The organism is Novosphingobium sp. ST904, from assembly GCF_001298105.1.
GTDB lineage: Bacteria > Pseudomonadota > Alphaproteobacteria > Sphingomonadales > Sphingomonadaceae > Novosphingobium.
On the sequence record NZ_LGJH01000141.1, the window covers coordinates 22,790 to 38,116 of the forward strand.

Here is a 15,327-nt window from a genome sequence, read left to right on the forward strand (position 1 = left end):
CCTCCGATCGCGGCCGCGTCCCAATTCGGGATGCCCGCCACCGGCTTCGTCAACCCATGGAAAAGCGCGGAAACCATGCGGCGTGAACAGGTCGAGGGCGCCCGCAGCCCAAAGGCCACGGACGCCCTCTCCCACCCGCCCCCAACCAAATGGAGCCCGGGAGGTCTCCCCCCGCCAGTCGCCGTCCTCGCGGGGGAAGCCAGTCAGTATTCGGGTGGCTTAGCGGCAGCGCGAGCCGCCACGGTCGACCTCGCGGCCCAGCAGGGCACCGCCGACCGCACCCAGCAAGGTGCCGGTGGTGCGATCACCGCGGCTGTCGATCTCGCGGCCCAGCAGGGCGCCCGCCGCACCGCCTACCAGCAGGCCGGTGGTGCCATTGGAGCGACGGCAGTAGTCGCGACCGTCGCGACCGCGCCAGGTGTCCCCGCGATAACCGCGATTGTCGCGGTAGTAGCGGTCCCGGCTGCCGTAGCCGCGACGATAATCCTCGCGCGAGTAGCGCTGGCGGCCATGTTCGTAAGTCTGCTCGCCGGGAGCCTGGAAGCTGGCGGGGCCGAAGCTGGTCGCGGCCGAAGCGGGCATCGCGGTGGCCAGGCTGGCAGAGGCGGCGGCGAGAGCGGCGGCCTTGAAGAATGCGTTCATTTCGAATCTCCTCGTCATTGCGGGAGGGGCTTGTTGGCCTCGATCCGCTGTATGCATTCATCTTTAGGGCACCCAAGCTGAACGAAGCGCAACGCGGCTGTCAGAATTCGCGATATCGACGAGGCGAGGGACGTGTTGCGACGAACCGCTTGCCGCAAGGCATTCCGGCACTTATCGCGACCGGCCACCAAGCGAAGGTTTCCCATGCGACACGTCTCCCAGAACCCCGGCCGCCAGTCGGGCGGACTCCTGCAGGCATTGGGCGCCTATTTCATCTGGTGCCTGTTCCCGCTCTACTTCGCGGCGCTGCATACGGTGGCCCCGTTCGAGGTCGTGGCCTGGCGGCTGCTGTTCACCCTGCCGTTCTGCCTCATCATGGTCGCGGTGCTGCGCCAGGGGCCGCAACTGCGCGCCGCACTCGGCAATCCGCGCATCCTGGGCGCGCTGGCGCTGAGCGGGCTGCTGATCGGCACCAACTGGCTGGTCTACGTGATCGCCGTGCTCGAAGGCCACGTGCTGGCCGCCAGCCTCGGCTACTACATCAATCCGCTGGTGAACGTGCTGGCCGGCACGATCTTCCTGCGCGAGCGGTTGACGCGGCTGCAATGGCTGGCGGTGATCCTGGCCGGGGTCGGCGTTGCCATGCTGGCCTGGGGCGCGATCGACACGCTGTGGATCAGCCTCAGCCTCGCGCTGAGCTTCGCGGGCTATGGCCTCGTGCGCAAGCTGGCACCGGTCGAAGCCCTGCCGGGCCTCACCGTGGAAACGCTGGTGCTGCTGGTGCCGGCGCTGGGGATGCTGGGCTGGCAGGCGCAAGCCCGGCCGGGCTCGCCATGGGGCAGGCGCCGACCACCAGCATCCTGCTTGCCTGCGCAGGGATCGTTACCGGCGTTCCGCTGCTGCTTTTTGCAAGCGCGGCGCGGCGGCTGGATTTCTCGGTGCTCGGCTTCATCCAGTTCGTGACGCCCACGGGCGTGTTCCTGCTCGGCCTCTTCGCCTTCGGCGAGCCGCTCAAGCGGGTGCAGGTCTACTGCTTCCTGTTCATCTGGACCGCCATCGCCGTGTTCTGCTGGGACCTGCTTTCGCGCAAGCGCAAGGTCGCCGCAGCCTGAACCGCTGCCGTCAGGCGCGCCTGCCGCGCTGGAGAAGCGCCTGAACGAAGGCGTCGAGATCGTCCACCTCGACGTCGAGCACTTCGTCCCACTCGGCCAGCAGCGCCTCGATATCCGCGCGCGTATAGGGATCGGGCGCCTTGTGCTGCACTTTCGGCGCGCGGTGCGGCCAGGGGTGGCCGGTGAGGTTATTGTATATCCACCCGAACTGGCTGAGAATCACGACATTGAGCGCCAGCGGAACGAGATAGCTGATGCCCCAGGCCTGGCTGCCCGTGGCCCCCAGCGCATAGAGCAGCGCGCAGGCACCGCCCGGAGGGTGCAGGCTGCGGGTGAGCGACATGGCCGCGATCGCCAGCCCCACCGCAACCGCGCCTGCCAGCCACGGATCGCCCAGCAGGTGGCCCACCGCCAGCCCGACCATCGCGGAAATGAGATTGCGCCGATCACGGACCACGGCTGCGCCAGCGGGCTGGCGGGAACGCAGAACACGAGCACGGTCGAGGCGCCGAGCGGCGCGACGAGAAACGGCAGCGCCGCCAGTTCCGAACTCTGCAGCAGCCAGGTGACACCGCCGGCAATGGCGATTCCCAACATGCCGCCGAAAGCCCCGCGCATCCAGCCGAGGCGCCCCAGCCCGCCGCGCGCCAAGCCGCCGCGCAATATCGTCATCAATCCCGCCGCCACCGGCCCCGCTCTCCATTACAGTGCGAACGGGCGGCCTATGGACGAGTCGCCCAGCCATGGCGAGGCGAGTCGTGCTTGGGCACCGGAAAGCCGGTGTGTGACGGGCTTCGTCATCCTCGCCGCGCCATGCTGCCGCAAATAGGCCACGATCGCGTGTTTGCCTGCGCTCTCCCGATGGAGCGCCCCATGCCCGCGATCGACGCCGCACCTGCTGTCCCCGCTGCCGAGCAGACGATCGACGCCTTCGACCTCAGGCAGTTGCGCGCCCCGCCGGATGCCCGGTTCAGCGCCGTGCGCCCGCGCTGCCCCGAAGCGCGCTCGGGAGAGATCGTGGTCTGCGCGCCAGACCCGGAGCGGGAACGGCTACGCCCGCTCCCCGAAGGCTATGACATTCCCGAAGGTCCGCCCCGGCTGGAGATGAAGCTGGATGAAACCACCAGCGCCGATGTGCATCTGGAAGCCCAGGTCTTTCCCAACGGCACGGTCAGCAACCGGCTGATGGTGGGCCTGAAGAAGAAGTTCTGAAGCACCTTGGCCACATGAAAAGCCCGTCCGCCCGAGGGAAAGGCGGACCGGGCCCGTTGGGCGTCCCGGCGACAGGAGGGGGAAGTGTCCGGGACGCTTATAGGGTTCAGGCGAACTTGCCGGCCCGGGCGATCTCGGCCACCGGCTTGCGGCCCGAGGCCACTTCGCGTTCCTGAAGGAATTCGGGAAGCTGGCTCTTGTCGCCGATCCGGCCGATGGCGAAGGCCGCTTCAAGGCGGTGATCGGCGGGAATGCCAAGCGCCTGCTCGGCCTCGCCGAACTTCAGCCCGGTCATGCCATGCGTATGGTAGCCCAGCGCCTGCGCCTGGAGCGCCGCCAGCGCCCATACCGCACCGGCATCGAAGCTGTGGCTGTGATTGTCCGAATTGCCCTTGTCCGAGCGCATCTGGCTATCGGACACGACATAGACGAGCGCCGAGGCGTCCTTGGCCCAGCCCTGGTTGAACTCGATCAGCTGCGAAAGCAGCAGGTCCCAGTTGGCATCGCCCTTCTTCGCATAGAGGAAGGTCCAGGGCTGCACGTTGTAGGCCGAAGGCGCCCAGCCGGCAGCCTCGAAGATCACGTCGAGGTCTTCCTGCGAAATCTCGCTGCCATCGAAGGCGCGCGGCGACCAGCGGTTGACGATCAGCTTCTCGACCTTGGGATGGGCAGTACGTCCGGTCATGTCGATTTCCTTGGTTGATGAGAATGTTGGGAGAGAAAGGGAGATTCAGGCCGCGTCGACCAGGACGAGCTCGGCATCCTCGATGGCGGTGACGGTGATGGTATCGAGCCCGGTGATCGCCACGCCGTCGCGCGGCTGCGCTTCGACATCGCCCACCAGGATGCGGCCCTTCGCGGAAACCAGATAGGCATGGCGCCCGCGCCCGGTTTCGTAAGTGACGGTGTCGCCCGCCTTGACGGTGGCACCCAGCACGCGGGCATCGGCTCGGATCGGCAGCGCGTCCTCATCCCCGGCGATGCCGCTGGCGAGAGTCACGAAGCGACCGGTGCGATCGTCCTTCGGGAACGGCCGCGCCCCCCAGCCCGGAGCCTCGCCCCGCTGGTCCGGCAGGATCAGATCTGGAACAGGGTGGTCGCCTCGTCCTCGAGATTGAACTCGGAATGGACGATGCCGGTCCCCGCGCTCATCACCTGGACGTCACGCGCGTGCGCCGCTTGTTGCCAAGCTGTCCTGATGCGTGATCGCCCCGGTACGGACATAAGTGATGATTTCCATGTCGCGGTGCGGGTGCGGCGGGAAACCCGAACGCGGGCCGATGGTATCGTCGTTCCAGACCCTCAGGCGCCCCCAGTTGGTGCGGGCCGGATCGTGGTAATCGGCGAAGGAAAAATGGTGATGGGCATCGAGCCAGCCGTGATCGGCGGCTCCGAGGCTAGCGAAGGGACGAACTTCGATCATGTGGCCCTCCTGGGTCAGTTTGTGTGCCGTTCTGTGCCCCCTAGGTAGCGCTTGCCGAGCCACCGGATAATTGGGATAAAATCGATCGAGATGTTCAACTAAACTGAAGGCTTCTTCTACCGATGGTCGATATCGCGCCGCCCAGCCTCGATCACTTGCGCACCTTCCTGCTCGTCGTCGAGGAAGGCAGCTTCGGCGGCGCGGCCCGCAAGCTGGGCCGCGCGATCTCGGTGGTGAGCTATGCCATCGCCCAGCTCGAAACCCAGCTCGACGTCCGCCTGTTCGAACGGGAAGGCTCGCGAAAACCGAAGCTTACCGAGCAGGGACGCGCCTTGCTGAGCGAGGCCCATGCCATCGCCGACGATGTCGACGCCCTGCTCGCCAAGGTGCGCAGCCTGCGGCAGGGACTGGAAGCGGAACTCTCGCTGGCGGTGGATGTCATGGTGCCGGGCAACGTGCTGGCAAAGCTGCTGCGCGACTTTCAGGTGATGTTCCCGAGCGTCCCCCTCCGCCTCCATGTGGAAGCGCTGGGCGCCGTCGCCGCGCTGGTGCTGGACAGCCGCGCGACTCTTGCCATCGCCGGGCCCGATATCCTCGATCTTCCCGAAATCCAGCGCGAAACCGTGGGTTCTGTCGAGATGGTGCCGGTGGCCGCCCCCGGCCATCCGCTCGCCGTGCCCGGCCCGATCGCCCCGGGTGAGGCGCGCAAGCACCTGCAACTCGTGCTGACCGATCGCTCTCCATTGACGGAAGGCCGGGACTTTTCGGTCTTCAGCCCCCGGTCCTGGCGCCTCGCCGATCTCGGCGCCAAACATGCCCTGCTCAAGGAGGGAATTGGCTGGGGATCGATGCCGCGCCACCGGATTTCCGCCGATCTTGCCAGCGGCGAACTGGTCGAACTCCACCTGCCCGAACGGCCGACTATCGACTATGCCCTCGTCGCCCTGTGGCGCAAGGACAGTCCGCCCGGCCCCGCCGCCGTCTGGGTTCTCGACGAGATTCGCGAACGTCTCGCGAACTGCGCGCCGATCGCCGCCCCTGCTTCCCCCAATCGGACACTTGCGTAGCTCGCGGCGCTGCCCCACTTATCGGCCATGACCGCCAGCCGCCTGTTCGACCGCGCCGTGATCCGGCTTTCCCCCCGCCCCGATTCGAACGAAGATGTCGCCGAATTCCTGCAAGGCCTCGTCACCGCCGACGTGACGAAAGTGCTGCCCACCTGGGCTGCGCTCCTTTCCCCGCAGGGCAAGGCGCTGTTCGACTTCCTCGTCTGGCCCGGCGGCAACGGCCTGCTGATCGATTGCGAGGCGGAAGCTGCCGACGCGCTCGTCAAGCGACTGTCGATGTACCGCCTGCGCCGCGCCATAGACATCGTTCGTGACGATACGCTGGCCATCCACTGGCGCCCCCACACCGGCGACGGCGCCGCGCCCGACCCCCGGCATCACGCCTTGGCGAACGCTGGATCGCGCCGTCGACCCCACCGATCCTTCCGAATCCGAAGGCGCCGACCTTGCCTGGCGTGCACACCGGCTTGCCATGGGCGTGCCGGAAGGCCGCGCCGAGCTTGGTGACGGCGAAACGCTCTGGCTGGAATGCAACGCCGTGGAACTGAACGGCGTAAGCTTCACCAAGGGCTGCTATGTCGGGCAGGAAAATACCGCGCGCATGAACTGGCGGCAGAAGGTCAACCGCCGCCTGATCGTGGTCCCGCTCGCCCGCTCCGACGAAAAACGTCGCCGCGCGGCCTATCCCGAACTGGGCTTTGCCGTGGATCATCTGCGAGTGGAGGACATCGACCCCCAGCTCGCGCCGAAGTGGCTCGAACTCCAGGTCTGACCGTCCACCCCTGAAAGCCGAAAGCGATCAGGCCATCATCGCCGCGCCGTTCGCCGCATTCACCGGCGCGCGGTGCTCGAGATCGGCCACGTAGATCCGCGCGCTGACCGGCATTCCCCGACCAACACTGAACCGCTCGCGGTCCTCACCGCTGTCCGCAAAGCCCGATGCCTCCAACACGCCCAAGGTTGCGGGATTGTCGGCAAAGTGGCTCGCCACGATGCGGCGGTGGCCCAGTGTCCGGGCCTGGTCCAGCACGGCGCGAACCGCTTCTCCGGCAAATCCCTTTCCCCGGTGGGACGGCACAATCCAGTAGCCGAGCTCGATGTCGCCCTCGATACGGCCCAGACCGATCCCGCCCACGAGTTGAGGGCCATCCGGCGCGCGCAAGTACATGAAGAAATGCGGCAGGCGCGGATCGCGCGGCTTGCCGAGATATTCGCGCATGGCGCGACTGGAGCGCGGCATTTCGCCAACACCCAGATTACGCTGAACGGCTTCATCCGAAATGGCTTCGACCAGTTCGTCGAAGTCTTCCGGCCAGCCGGGCCTCAGAAACAGTCTCTCCGTGCGGACGAACATGTGACGGTTCTCCGTTATCTCTTTTTCCGCGGCAGCCCCTATGCACAAAGCTCCGGCCCAATGCACGGCTTTTGCTATGCTCCGGGCCTCTGCCGCGACCAAGCCGCGCTATCGCGCCGATATGGCTGGAAAGACTGAAATGAGGAGGCGGTGCAGCCCCGGCGACAAGGCGCCGGGGCTGCACCGATCATGCGGCGCGCTGACGCGCGATGCCGGATCCGCCGCCAAGACCGGTATTGCCGCGATCATCATCGCAATCGCTGGGCGAATCGAACTCCAGCGCATATTCGCGCGCCGGATAGGCCATGCCGCGGCTTTCGCTGAACCGCTCGACCAGGCGTCCTGTCCGGTGGAAACCGGATTTCTCGAGCACGCGGCCGGATGCCGGGTTATCGATGAAATGGCTGGCAACGATCCGCTTGTGCCCGATCGCCCGAGCGAGCGAGAGGACGGCGCGCACCGCCTCGCTCGCGAAGCCCTGCCCCCAGTGATCGCGTGCAATCCAGTAGCCGAGATTCACTTCGCCATCGAGATCGGACAGGCCGATGCAACCGACCAGCCGCGAACCATGGGCGCTGGGCTCCGTGATCAGGAAACGCGGGAGCAGCATGTCCTGATCGGTGCCCAGGAAACGCCGTGCATCCTCGCTGGTGTAAGGCCAGGGCGCCTTGGCGAGATTGCGGACGACCTTTTCGTCGTCGATCAGCGCCAGCAGTTCTTCCCAGTCCTCGGGCCATCCAGGCCGCAGGAACAGCCGTTCGCTGCGAATGAACATAGTGTATCTCCACTCATCCGCCCCGCGCCATCGGTATCAGAAGCGCGTGACATTGCGATTACGCACAACGCGCGAAGGCCCTGAAATATCCGCGCAAATTCGTAAGAAAGTGTACGGATCGGTCGCCTTGCGAACGATTGTGCGGTGCTGTGAGGGAGACACGAAAAGAGGGAGACGGGTAGGCCCCTCTCCCTCGATCAGCCGATCACGAAAATCGGCGGGGCCATCCCGTCAGGATGGCCCTTTTATCGACCATCCGATTATTCGGCGGCTTCTGCCATGACGTCTACGGAGACGTACTTACGGCCCTGCTTGCCGTCGTGGAAACGCACGCGACCTTCGGCGGTGGCGAACAGGGTGTGGTCCTTGCCGATGCCGACGTTCACGCCCGGATACACACGGGTACCGCGCTGACGAATGATGATGTTGCCGCCGATCACTTCCTGACCGCCGAACTTCTTCACGCCAAGACGGCGGCCTGCAGAGTCGCGACCGTTACGCGACGAACCGCCAGCTTTCTTATGTGCCATTGTTCAGTCCTTCCGATCTTTGGCTCAGGCGACAGACACGATGCGCAGCAGCGTAAGCTGCTGGCGGTGACCGTTCTTGCGGCGATAGTTATGGCGGCGGCGCTTCTTGAACACCACGACCTTTTCGCTCTTGGCCTGTGCGATGATCTCGGCCGAAACCGTGATCTTCGAGGCGTCAGCGACTTCGCCGTCGTTGCCGGCGAGCAGAACGTCGCCCAGCGTGATGGTCTCACCGGCTTCACCAGCCAGCTTTTCAACCGCGATCTTGTCTCCGGCGGCAACCCGATACTGCTTGCCGCCCGTGCGCACAACTGCGAACATGGTGCCCTTACCTAATCTCAATGAGCCCTAAACAGGCCGAAACAACTCTGCCCCGGCCGCTCTGGTCCAGGAAGGAACCGTGGAGCCTTGCGGGCGACGCACCGGCATCCCATTTGCACGGGGTACCGGAAAGAAGGGTGCCGTTAGTCCACCACCCGATTCGTGTCAACCAAGGAGTGGCCCGGGTCCGGCTGCGAAACGCGATTCAACCGTGATTGAGGCTCGCGATCAGCCATGGCCATGCTATGTCATGCCCATGACCCGTACACCAGTCCGTTTTCTGCCGCCGATCCCGCATCTCTGCCTGACTTTGGCGCTGCCCCTGGGGCTTGCGGCCTGCTCGACGGCGGGAAGCTATCCCTCGCTGGCCTATCGGGGGGCCGAACGCAGCGCCTTGCCCGCGCCGGCGGAACCCGCGCCGCCGCCCGTCCAGCTTCCCCCGCCGAGCACCGATCTCACCACGCGAATCAGCGGACTCGTCACGGCGGCCCAGGATGCAGACCGTCAGTTCGCATCGAAGCGCCCCGCCGCCGAACGGGCGGTGAGCGCCGCGGCCCGCGCTGCGCGGACGAGCGATTCCTGGGTTTCGGCCCAAGTCGCCGTTTCCGCACTTCAGGCCAGCCGCGACACTGCCGTTGCCGCTCTCGCGGATCTCGATTCGCTTTATGCCGATGCGCGCACCGCCGCCCCTACCGACGAATCCCCCAGCACCAGGGCCATCGATACCGCGCGCAGCAGGTCCAGGGTCTCGTGAATGCCCAGAACGACATCATCTCGGGCCTCGATGCCCGACTGAGGAACTGAAACGGAAAAACCCCTCCCTCTTGACGAGGGAGGGGTCTCCGAAGCGCCCGATCCTTGTCCGAAAGCCCCCCGGCCCGGACAGGTGGATCAGTTGAAGGCGACGATGACGGCGACGGCCAGTCCCCAACCCAGGATCAGCACGGGAAGCAGGAGGACCTGAATGGTCGCCTCGCCCGCGGTCAACCTTCCGCTCAGAGTTTCGACGCCGCGCGCGCGGAACTGCCCCCAGTCTGGCGTCGCGGTGCGATTGTCGGGCTTCATGCGCGTCCAGTAACCGGCAAGGCCGAAGGCAAAGACGACGAAGCCCGCGAAAATCACCATCGGTATCGCAAGTTCCGAATTGAGGAACGAGGCAGCCATGACACCGATGAACCCCAGGTAGAGCGCCACTGTCGCGATATAGAGCCCCGTCGGCAGGCCGAAGCCGCGATCGACGACCGTCGCCGCCCGGACCTGCGGGGCATCGATGGCGACGGCAAGTTCCCGAAGTTGCTGCAAATCGAGACGCTGCGACATGGCACTGGCTCCCTTGAGAGACGATCTCCCTGTGGGATCAGCTATGCACCGTGCGGGGCCCGATGAAATTGACGAGGGTCAAACGGAAGGTGAAGTACGCTGCATCCGCGCGAAATTTCGTTCCCGCCGTCAGGCCCAGCGGGCCAGATCCTCGATATCCTGTTCGCGAGGCTCGATCCAGCGCCACTCCCCGGCGACTTTTTCACGCTTCCAGAACCATGATTCGCTCTTGAGATGGTCCATCGCGAAATCCGCGGCGACGAAAGCATCGCGGCGATGCCGCGCCGCTGCCGCGACCAGGACGATCGGTTCTCCCGGCACCATCGTTCCACTGCGATGAACCACGAGCAGCCCGTGCAGCGTCCAGCGCGCCAGTACACGCGCCGCCAGCGCTTCCATCGCAGGAAGCGTGAGCGGTTCATAATGACGCAGTTCGAGCGCTTCCACGCCGCCTCCCTCGCGAACCTGCCCGAGAAAACTGACGATACCACCAGCCTGCGGCCGCGCGGCGGTGAAATCCCGCAGCAGTGACGCCGGATCGAAAGCCCCGGTCAAGAGGCGGACATCACCGGCCATGTCAGCCACCGGAAACCGGCGGCAGGAAGGCGATCTCGTCGCCCTCGCCCAGTTCCGGCTGACCTTCGCCGCTCAGGACGACTCCGTTCACGGCAACCCTTACCCGCGAACCCCGCAAGGCATCGGCCAATCCCGCCTCCAGCGCACCGATGACCTCCGCCAGCGTGGGCAAGAACGGAACGGCAAGAGAGGCAGCACCTGCCGCATCCTCCAACCGGCCCAGGAACACGAGACGCAGTGCCATCGTCAACCGCCCGTCATCGACATGTGGCGCGCCAGCGCAGGTGCCGCTCCGCGCGCATCGATCGCGAAATTGTGCCGCGCCGGCTTGATCTTCATGGCCATGTCGAGCGCCTCGTCCAACGCAGCCTCGGGATGCTCGCTGCGCAAGGCGGCCCGCAAGTCCACCCGCTCGTTACCACCGAGGCAGGCGTAAAGCTGGCCCGTCGCCGTCACGCGGATGCGGTTGCACCCCTCGCAGAAGTTCTGGGTAAGCGGCGTTATCAGTCCGATGCGCCCGCCGGTTTCCGCCACGTCGAAATAACGCGCCGGTCCGCCCGTGCGGTGCTGGCTGGGTACCAGCGTCCAGCGTCGTTCCAGATCTTCGCGAACCGAGGAAAGCGGCAGATAGTGATCGAAACGATCCTCCTCCACCTCGCCAAGCGGCATGACCTCAATCAGGGTCGATTCGAAACCCTGCCCATGCGCCCAGGCGACGATTTCGGGAATCTCGGCCTCGTTCAGGCCTTTCAGCGCGACGGTGTTGATCTTGACGCGCAGGCCGGCCGCCTTGGCCGCCGCCAGCCCTTCCAGCACTTGCGGCAGCGAATCGCGATGCGTCAGCCTGGCGAAGCCCGCACGGTCCAGCGTGTCCAGCGAGACATTGATCCGCTGGATCCCGGCAGCGGCCAGATCGTCGGCAAATTCGGCCAGCCGGGTTCCGTTGGTCGTGAGGGTCAATTCCTCCAGCCCATCGCCCAGCTTGCGGCCAAGGGCCTGTACCAGGTCGATCATGTCCCGCCGGACAAGCGGTTCTCCGCCGGTCAGCCGCAGGCGGGTAATGCCACGGCCGATGAAACCGAGCGCCATGCGGTGCAGTTCGTCAAGACTGAGAACATCCTTCTTCGGAAGGAAGGTCATGCGTTCGGGCATGCAATAGGCGCAGCGCAAGTCACACCTGTCAGTCACCGAGAGCCGCAAATAGGTGATGCGGCGCTGGAACTGGTCGACAAGGGGCGAACATGTTCTCATTGCTACGGTTATAGTAAGGCCCCCGCGCCCTTTCCAGCAAGCGAAAGGTATTGCCCCGTCACGGCGGGCGCCAGATTCAGCCACTCGGCCGCGGCGGCTATCGCCTCGGCATCGTCGCCCGCAAGCCCATTGACGCGGCGCGGCGCATGTTCGCGGGCAAGCCCCTGCACGGCAGCGAGCCGCCAGCCACGATGGGCATGGCCGGCGGCCGTGAAGACCAGAACCAGCGACGTCTCGCCCCCTGCCAGTACCGAGCGGGCTTCGGCCAGGGCGCCGGCGTGAAACTGCGCGGCGGCATCGAGCGGATCATCCGCCAATGGTCCAACGCGCAGGATCATGGTTCAGCGACGCAGCCGCGTAAGCGTCATGCCGATCTTCTCGCCGGCTTCTGCGATGGCCAGCTTGACGATCTTCACCGTTACCGCCTCAACCCGCTCGTCCTGAAGGAACAGCGTTTCGCAGACGTGATCGGCCACCGCCTCGATCAGCTTGAAGTGGACACCCTGCGGCAGCGCTTCGCTGGCTGCGAACTTGAGATCCATGTAGTTCTTGCTGGCGGTCAGCGGCGTGTCCGGCGCGTAGTGATCGGCGGGCTTCATGTGCACGGTGATCGTGAAGCGCAGCGGCTGCGGCTTGCCGGTCTCTTCCGAATAGATGCCGGTGAGGACATCGTGTTCGAAATCGGCGACTTCGAGAATGAGCGAATCGGTCATGGCATTGGAGTGCATGGCGGGGGCCCTTAGCCGTTATTTCGCCAGCGCGCGAAGATTGCGGTGGGGAGGAGACGGCCCTCCCCGTCTTCGCGCACGGCGAGGTCGCCATGCTCGATCGTGCCGGGCAGGTCGCGGAACAGTTCCTCCATCAGCCCCGCCAGCGCCAATGACGACATGCGCACGGCATAGACGGTTAGAAACAGGAACTTGCTGTCCGCGTCGAGCAGTTGGCGGCAATCGGCAAGCAGGCCGGGAAGGTTTTCCTCCAGGCGCCAGGTTTCGCCGGTAGGGCCGCGGCCGAACTTCGGCGGATCGAGAATGATCCCGTCATAGCGTTTGCCCCGGCGCACTTCGCGCGCGGTGAACTTGGCTGCATCGTCGATCAGCCAGCGCACCGGACGATCTCCCAGCCCGGCCAGTTCCGCATTCTCACGCGCCTGGGCGACGGACTTCTTGGAGGCATCGACGTGCGTGACCGGGCCATGGGCCGACAGCGCAAGCGTGCCGACGCCGGTGTAGCCGAAGAGGTTCAGCGTGCTGGCATCGTCTTGCCCGGCAAGCATGTCCCGCATCCAGTCCCACACCGGGGCCATGTCCGGGAAGAACCCCAGATGGCGAAACGGCGTGCACTGCGCGGTGAAGCCGACTTCGTTCCAGGCAAGCGGCCAGCCTTCGCGCGGAACCATCTTGTCGAACAGCCACCGGCCGCCGCCATCCTCGTCAGAGCCCGGCACGAATTCGCCGTGCGAATCCCAGTTCTCGAGCCGCGGCGTCCACATCGCCTGCGGTTCGGGGCGCACGAAGCGGTAGCTGCCGTAGCGTTCCAGCTTGCGTCCGTGCCCCGAATCGACGAGGCCATAGTCATCCCAGCCCTCCCCTGCGAGGATCAGCGGCTGGGTTGCGATGTCTGCCATGGAGCCCTCTGTCAGACCTTCGGGGTCGCGTGCTCGGCCACGAACGCGGCGATCGCCTCGTAGTCGCCCGGCAGTTCGACGCACTTTTCCTCGCGCTCGAACAAGTCGCCCACGCGGGCGGGCAGCCCGGAACGCTGACCGGTCGCGCGCTCTACCGCGTCCGGGAACTTGGCGGGATGCGCCGTCGCCAGCGTTACGACGGGAACGGCAGCGTCGATCCCGGCGGACCGCGCGGCGAACAGGCCGCAAGCGGTGTGCGGGTCGATCAGTTCGCCGCAGTTTTCCCAGGCCCAGCGGATCGCCTGCGCCATTTCGTCACCATCGGCGCGGGCAGACTGGAACAGTGCCGCGACACCTTCGCGCTGGGCTTCGGTGAGCTTCATGGCCCTGGTCGCCTCGAACCCTGCCATCTGCGCAGCCAGCGCGGCGCCATCGCGGCGGCCCAGATCGAACAGGAGGCGTTCGAAGTTGGACGAAACCTGGATGTCCATCGAGGGTGCGGCAGTTGGCGTGACAGTGCCCTGCGAATAGTCGCCTTCGGCCAGCGCACGGTGAAGGATGTCGTTGACGTTGGTGGCAACGATCAGCTTCTCGACCGGCAAGCCCATCTGCGCGGCGACGTATCCGGCGAACACATCGCCGAAGTTGCCGGTAGGCACCGAGAAAGCGACCTTGCGGTGCGGTGCGCCAAGCTGGAGACCTGCAGCAAAGTAATAGACCACCTGGGCCATCAGGCGCGCCCAGTTGATAGAGTTCACGGCGCCGATCGCGAAGCGTCCCGTCACGTCGCGATCGTTGAACATGCGCTTCACCATCGCCTGCGCATCGTCGAAAGAGCCGTCGATGGCGATGTTGTGGACGTTCGGTGCCAGCACCGTCGTCATCTGGCGGCGCTGCACATCGGAGACACGGCCGTGCGGGTGGATCATGAAGATATCGACCTTGGCCCGTCCGGCCACCGCGTCGATCGCCGCCGAACCGGTGTCGCCCGAAGTCGCGCCGACAATGGTCAGGTTACGCTCCGAGCGGCCGAGAAATTCCTCGAACAGCAGGCCCAGCAGCTGCAGCGCCACGTCCTTGAAAGCCAGTGTCGGCCCGTGGAACAGTTCCAGCACCCACTGCTGCTCGTCCAGCTGCTTGAGCGGCGTTACCGCCTTGTGCGCGAAGCGGCCGTAAGCCTGGGTCGTCAGCTCCAGCAGGCGGTCGTACGTCAGGCTTCCCTCGACGAAGGGGAACATGATCTTCGCCGCCAGCTCTGCATAAGGCAGGCCCGCCATGGCCGCGATTTCGTCAGCCGAAAAGCGAGGCCACTCGCGCGGAACATAAAGACCGCCGTCGGAAGCCAGGCCGGCCAGTGTCGCGCCTTCGAAATCGAGCGCGGGAGCGCTGCCACGGGTGCTGATATAGTCCATCGGGCGCGGTTAGCGGCAGGGGCGCGAAATGAAAAGCCTGTCGTGCAGGTTGGGCAAGAACAATTCCTAAAGCTGGCCGAGGCGAAATTTCATTCCGGGCTCCGCCTTGCGGTCAGGGCCGGCGCCCTTTCGCCAATGCAAGAACGTAGATGACCAGAGCCGTCGCCGCGAAAAAGAACCACTGCACGGCGTAGGACAAGTGATTGTTCGGTATCTCGGCAGGATCGGGAATGGCGTTCGCCTCCAGCCCCGCCAATGGAGGCGCAGCGACGAGCCTCGGTCCGGGTGCGATCACACCGTGGACCTCGCCCCCTGCCCAGCCGCCGGCGGCCATGGGCATGCGCGACCATCCGAGTACGACCAAGGCCTTCGTTCCGTCTGCCAAAGTGCAGTCGGCGGTCTGCGCGGCGCCCGATTCGTCCTTGGCATTGCGCCCGGCAATGCTCGAATGGCCGGTGACGACAGCGCATTCGAGCCGAGCGCGGCGGTACAGGAAGCCCTGCTGCTTTTCCTTGCTGCGCGGCCATTCCACTTCGCCGGGCAATTTTTGCGCGCTGGCATAACTGGAAAGCAGCGCTTCCTTTTCGTGAAGGCGCTGCAATTGCCAGAAGCCGAGCCCCACCATCAGCCCTGCGGCGGCGAGCACGACCAGGGTCGAGAAAATGGGAATGCGGTGCATCGTGCTTCCTCGAATCGGGGCCTGCC

18 protein-coding genes and 4 pseudogenes are annotated in these 15,327 nt (G+C 65.6%); 5 read left to right on the forward strand and 17 right to left on the reverse strand.

Going from position 1 to position 15,327, the window contains the following annotated elements; all coding sequences use genetic code 11:
* Positions 1-219: 219 nt before the first annotated feature.
* Complete coding sequence (locus tag ADT71_RS11830; protein ID WP_054437056.1) at positions 220-642, reverse strand: glycine zipper 2TM domain-containing protein; 423 nt, start codon at positions 640-642, stop codon at positions 220-222.
* A 204-nt stretch (positions 643-846) separates the two neighbouring features.
* Between ADT71_RS11830 and rarD the strand changes: the two are divergent.
* A pseudogene (gene rarD, locus ADT71_RS11835) lies at positions 847-1,754 on the forward strand (EamA family transporter RarD).
* A 10-nt stretch (positions 1,755-1,764) separates the two neighbouring features.
* Here the strand turns inward: rarD and ADT71_RS11840 are convergent.
* Positions 1,765-2,426 (reverse strand): annotated as a pseudogene (locus tag ADT71_RS11840) (HPP family protein).
* Positions 2,427-2,627: 201 nt separating this feature from the next.
* Here ADT71_RS11840 and ADT71_RS11845 point away from each other — a divergent pair.
* Entirely contained in the window at positions 2,628-2,966 is a 339-nt protein-coding gene (locus ADT71_RS11845; RefSeq protein WP_054437188.1) for a hypothetical protein, read from the forward strand.
* A gap of 106 nt (positions 2,967-3,072) precedes the next feature.
* Here the strand turns inward: ADT71_RS11845 and ADT71_RS11850 are convergent, their stop codons facing one another.
* Positions 3,073-3,651, reverse strand: coding sequence for a nitroreductase family protein (locus ADT71_RS11850; RefSeq protein WP_054437057.1), 579 nt, complete (start codon positions 3,649-3,651; stop codon positions 3,073-3,075).
* 45 nt (positions 3,652-3,696) lie between these two features.
* Positions 3,697-4,389: pseudogene (locus ADT71_RS11855) on the reverse strand (pirin family protein).
* A gap of 122 nt (positions 4,390-4,511) precedes the next feature.
* On the opposite strand from ADT71_RS11855, the gene ADT71_RS11860 reads away from it, so the two are divergent.
* Complete coding sequence (locus tag ADT71_RS11860; RefSeq protein ID WP_054437059.1) at positions 4,512-5,456, forward strand: LysR family transcriptional regulator; 945 nt, start codon at positions 4,512-4,514, stop codon at positions 5,454-5,456.
* A gap of 27 nt (positions 5,457-5,483) precedes the next feature.
* Positions 5,484-6,228: pseudogene (locus ADT71_RS11865) on the forward strand (folate-binding protein YgfZ).
* Between the two features lie 27 nt (positions 6,229-6,255).
* On the opposite strand, the gene ADT71_RS11870 reads toward ADT71_RS11865, so the two are convergent.
* From ADT71_RS11870 to rplU, 4 genes are all read right to left on the reverse strand, one after another.
* The gene (locus tag ADT71_RS11870; protein WP_054437061.1) at positions 6,256-6,810 is read right to left on the reverse strand and encodes a GNAT family N-acetyltransferase; all 555 of its coding nucleotides are present in this window, start codon (positions 6,808-6,810) and stop codon (positions 6,256-6,258) included.
* A gap of 187 nt (positions 6,811-6,997) precedes the next feature.
* Positions 6,998-7,585, reverse strand: coding sequence for a GNAT family N-acetyltransferase (locus ADT71_RS11875; protein WP_054437063.1), 588 nt, complete (start codon positions 7,583-7,585; stop codon positions 6,998-7,000).
* 260 nt (positions 7,586-7,845) lie between these two features.
* Positions 7,846-8,115, reverse strand: a complete 270-nt coding sequence (rpmA, locus tag ADT71_RS11880) for a 50S ribosomal protein L27 (RefSeq protein WP_054437066.1) — start codon at positions 8,113-8,115, stop codon at positions 7,846-7,848.
* Positions 8,116-8,139: 24 nt separating this feature from the next.
* Positions 8,140-8,436 carry a 50S ribosomal protein L21 gene (gene rplU / locus ADT71_RS11885; RefSeq protein WP_054437070.1) on the reverse strand — a complete coding sequence of 99 codons (297 nt, stop codon included), beginning with the start codon at positions 8,434-8,436 and terminating at the stop codon, positions 8,140-8,142.
* A gap of 256 nt (positions 8,437-8,692) precedes the next feature.
* On the opposite strand from rplU, the gene ADT71_RS11890 reads away from it, so the two are divergent.
* Positions 8,693-9,190, forward strand: coding sequence for a hypothetical protein (locus tag ADT71_RS11890; protein ID WP_231635831.1), 498 nt, complete (start codon positions 8,693-8,695; stop codon positions 9,188-9,190).
* 137 nt (positions 9,191-9,327) lie between these two features.
* Here the strand turns inward: ADT71_RS11890 and ADT71_RS11895 are convergent, their stop codons facing one another.
* From ADT71_RS11895 to ADT71_RS11935, 9 genes are all read right to left on the reverse strand, one after another.
* Positions 9,328-9,756: a hypothetical protein gene (locus ADT71_RS11895; protein WP_054437073.1), complete on the reverse strand. Its 429-nt coding sequence runs from the start codon at positions 9,754-9,756 to the stop codon at positions 9,328-9,330.
* A 129-nt stretch (positions 9,757-9,885) separates the two neighbouring features.
* Complete coding sequence (locus tag ADT71_RS11900; protein ID WP_054437075.1) at positions 9,886-10,332, reverse strand: molybdenum cofactor biosynthesis protein MoaE; 447 nt, start codon at positions 10,330-10,332, stop codon at positions 9,886-9,888.
* A 1-nt stretch (position 10,333) separates the two neighbouring features.
* Positions 10,334-10,576, reverse strand: coding sequence for a MoaD/ThiS family protein (locus tag ADT71_RS11905; RefSeq protein ID WP_054437078.1), 243 nt, complete (start codon positions 10,574-10,576; stop codon positions 10,334-10,336).
* A gap of 2 nt (positions 10,577-10,578) precedes the next feature.
* Positions 10,579-11,583, reverse strand: coding sequence for a GTP 3',8-cyclase MoaA (gene moaA, locus ADT71_RS11910; RefSeq protein WP_054437081.1), 1,005 nt, complete (start codon positions 11,581-11,583; stop codon positions 10,579-10,581).
* 8 nt (positions 11,584-11,591) lie between these two features.
* Complete coding sequence (locus tag ADT71_RS11915) at positions 11,592-11,921, reverse strand: Rossmann fold domain-containing protein (RefSeq protein WP_054437084.1); 330 nt, start codon at positions 11,919-11,921, stop codon at positions 11,592-11,594.
* Positions 11,922-11,924: 3 nt separating this feature from the next.
* A complete protein-coding gene (locus ADT71_RS11920; protein ID WP_054437087.1) occupies positions 11,925-12,296 on the reverse strand; it encodes a dihydroneopterin aldolase in 372 nt (123 codons plus the stop codon).
* A 26-nt stretch (positions 12,297-12,322) separates the two neighbouring features.
* Positions 12,323-13,210: a class I SAM-dependent methyltransferase gene (locus ADT71_RS11925; RefSeq protein WP_054437090.1), complete on the reverse strand. Its 888-nt coding sequence runs from the start codon at positions 13,208-13,210 to the stop codon at positions 12,323-12,325.
* An 11-nt stretch (positions 13,211-13,221) separates the two neighbouring features.
* Positions 13,222-14,622 (reverse strand): threonine synthase, encoded by a 1,401-nt coding sequence (gene thrC, locus ADT71_RS11930; RefSeq protein WP_054437093.1) that lies wholly within the window; start codon positions 14,620-14,622, stop codon positions 13,222-13,224.
* 112 nt (positions 14,623-14,734) lie between these two features.
* Complete coding sequence (locus ADT71_RS11935) at positions 14,735-15,301, reverse strand: SURF1 family protein (RefSeq protein WP_054437096.1); 567 nt, start codon at positions 15,299-15,301, stop codon at positions 14,735-14,737.
* Between the last annotated feature and the right edge of the window lie 26 nt (positions 15,302-15,327).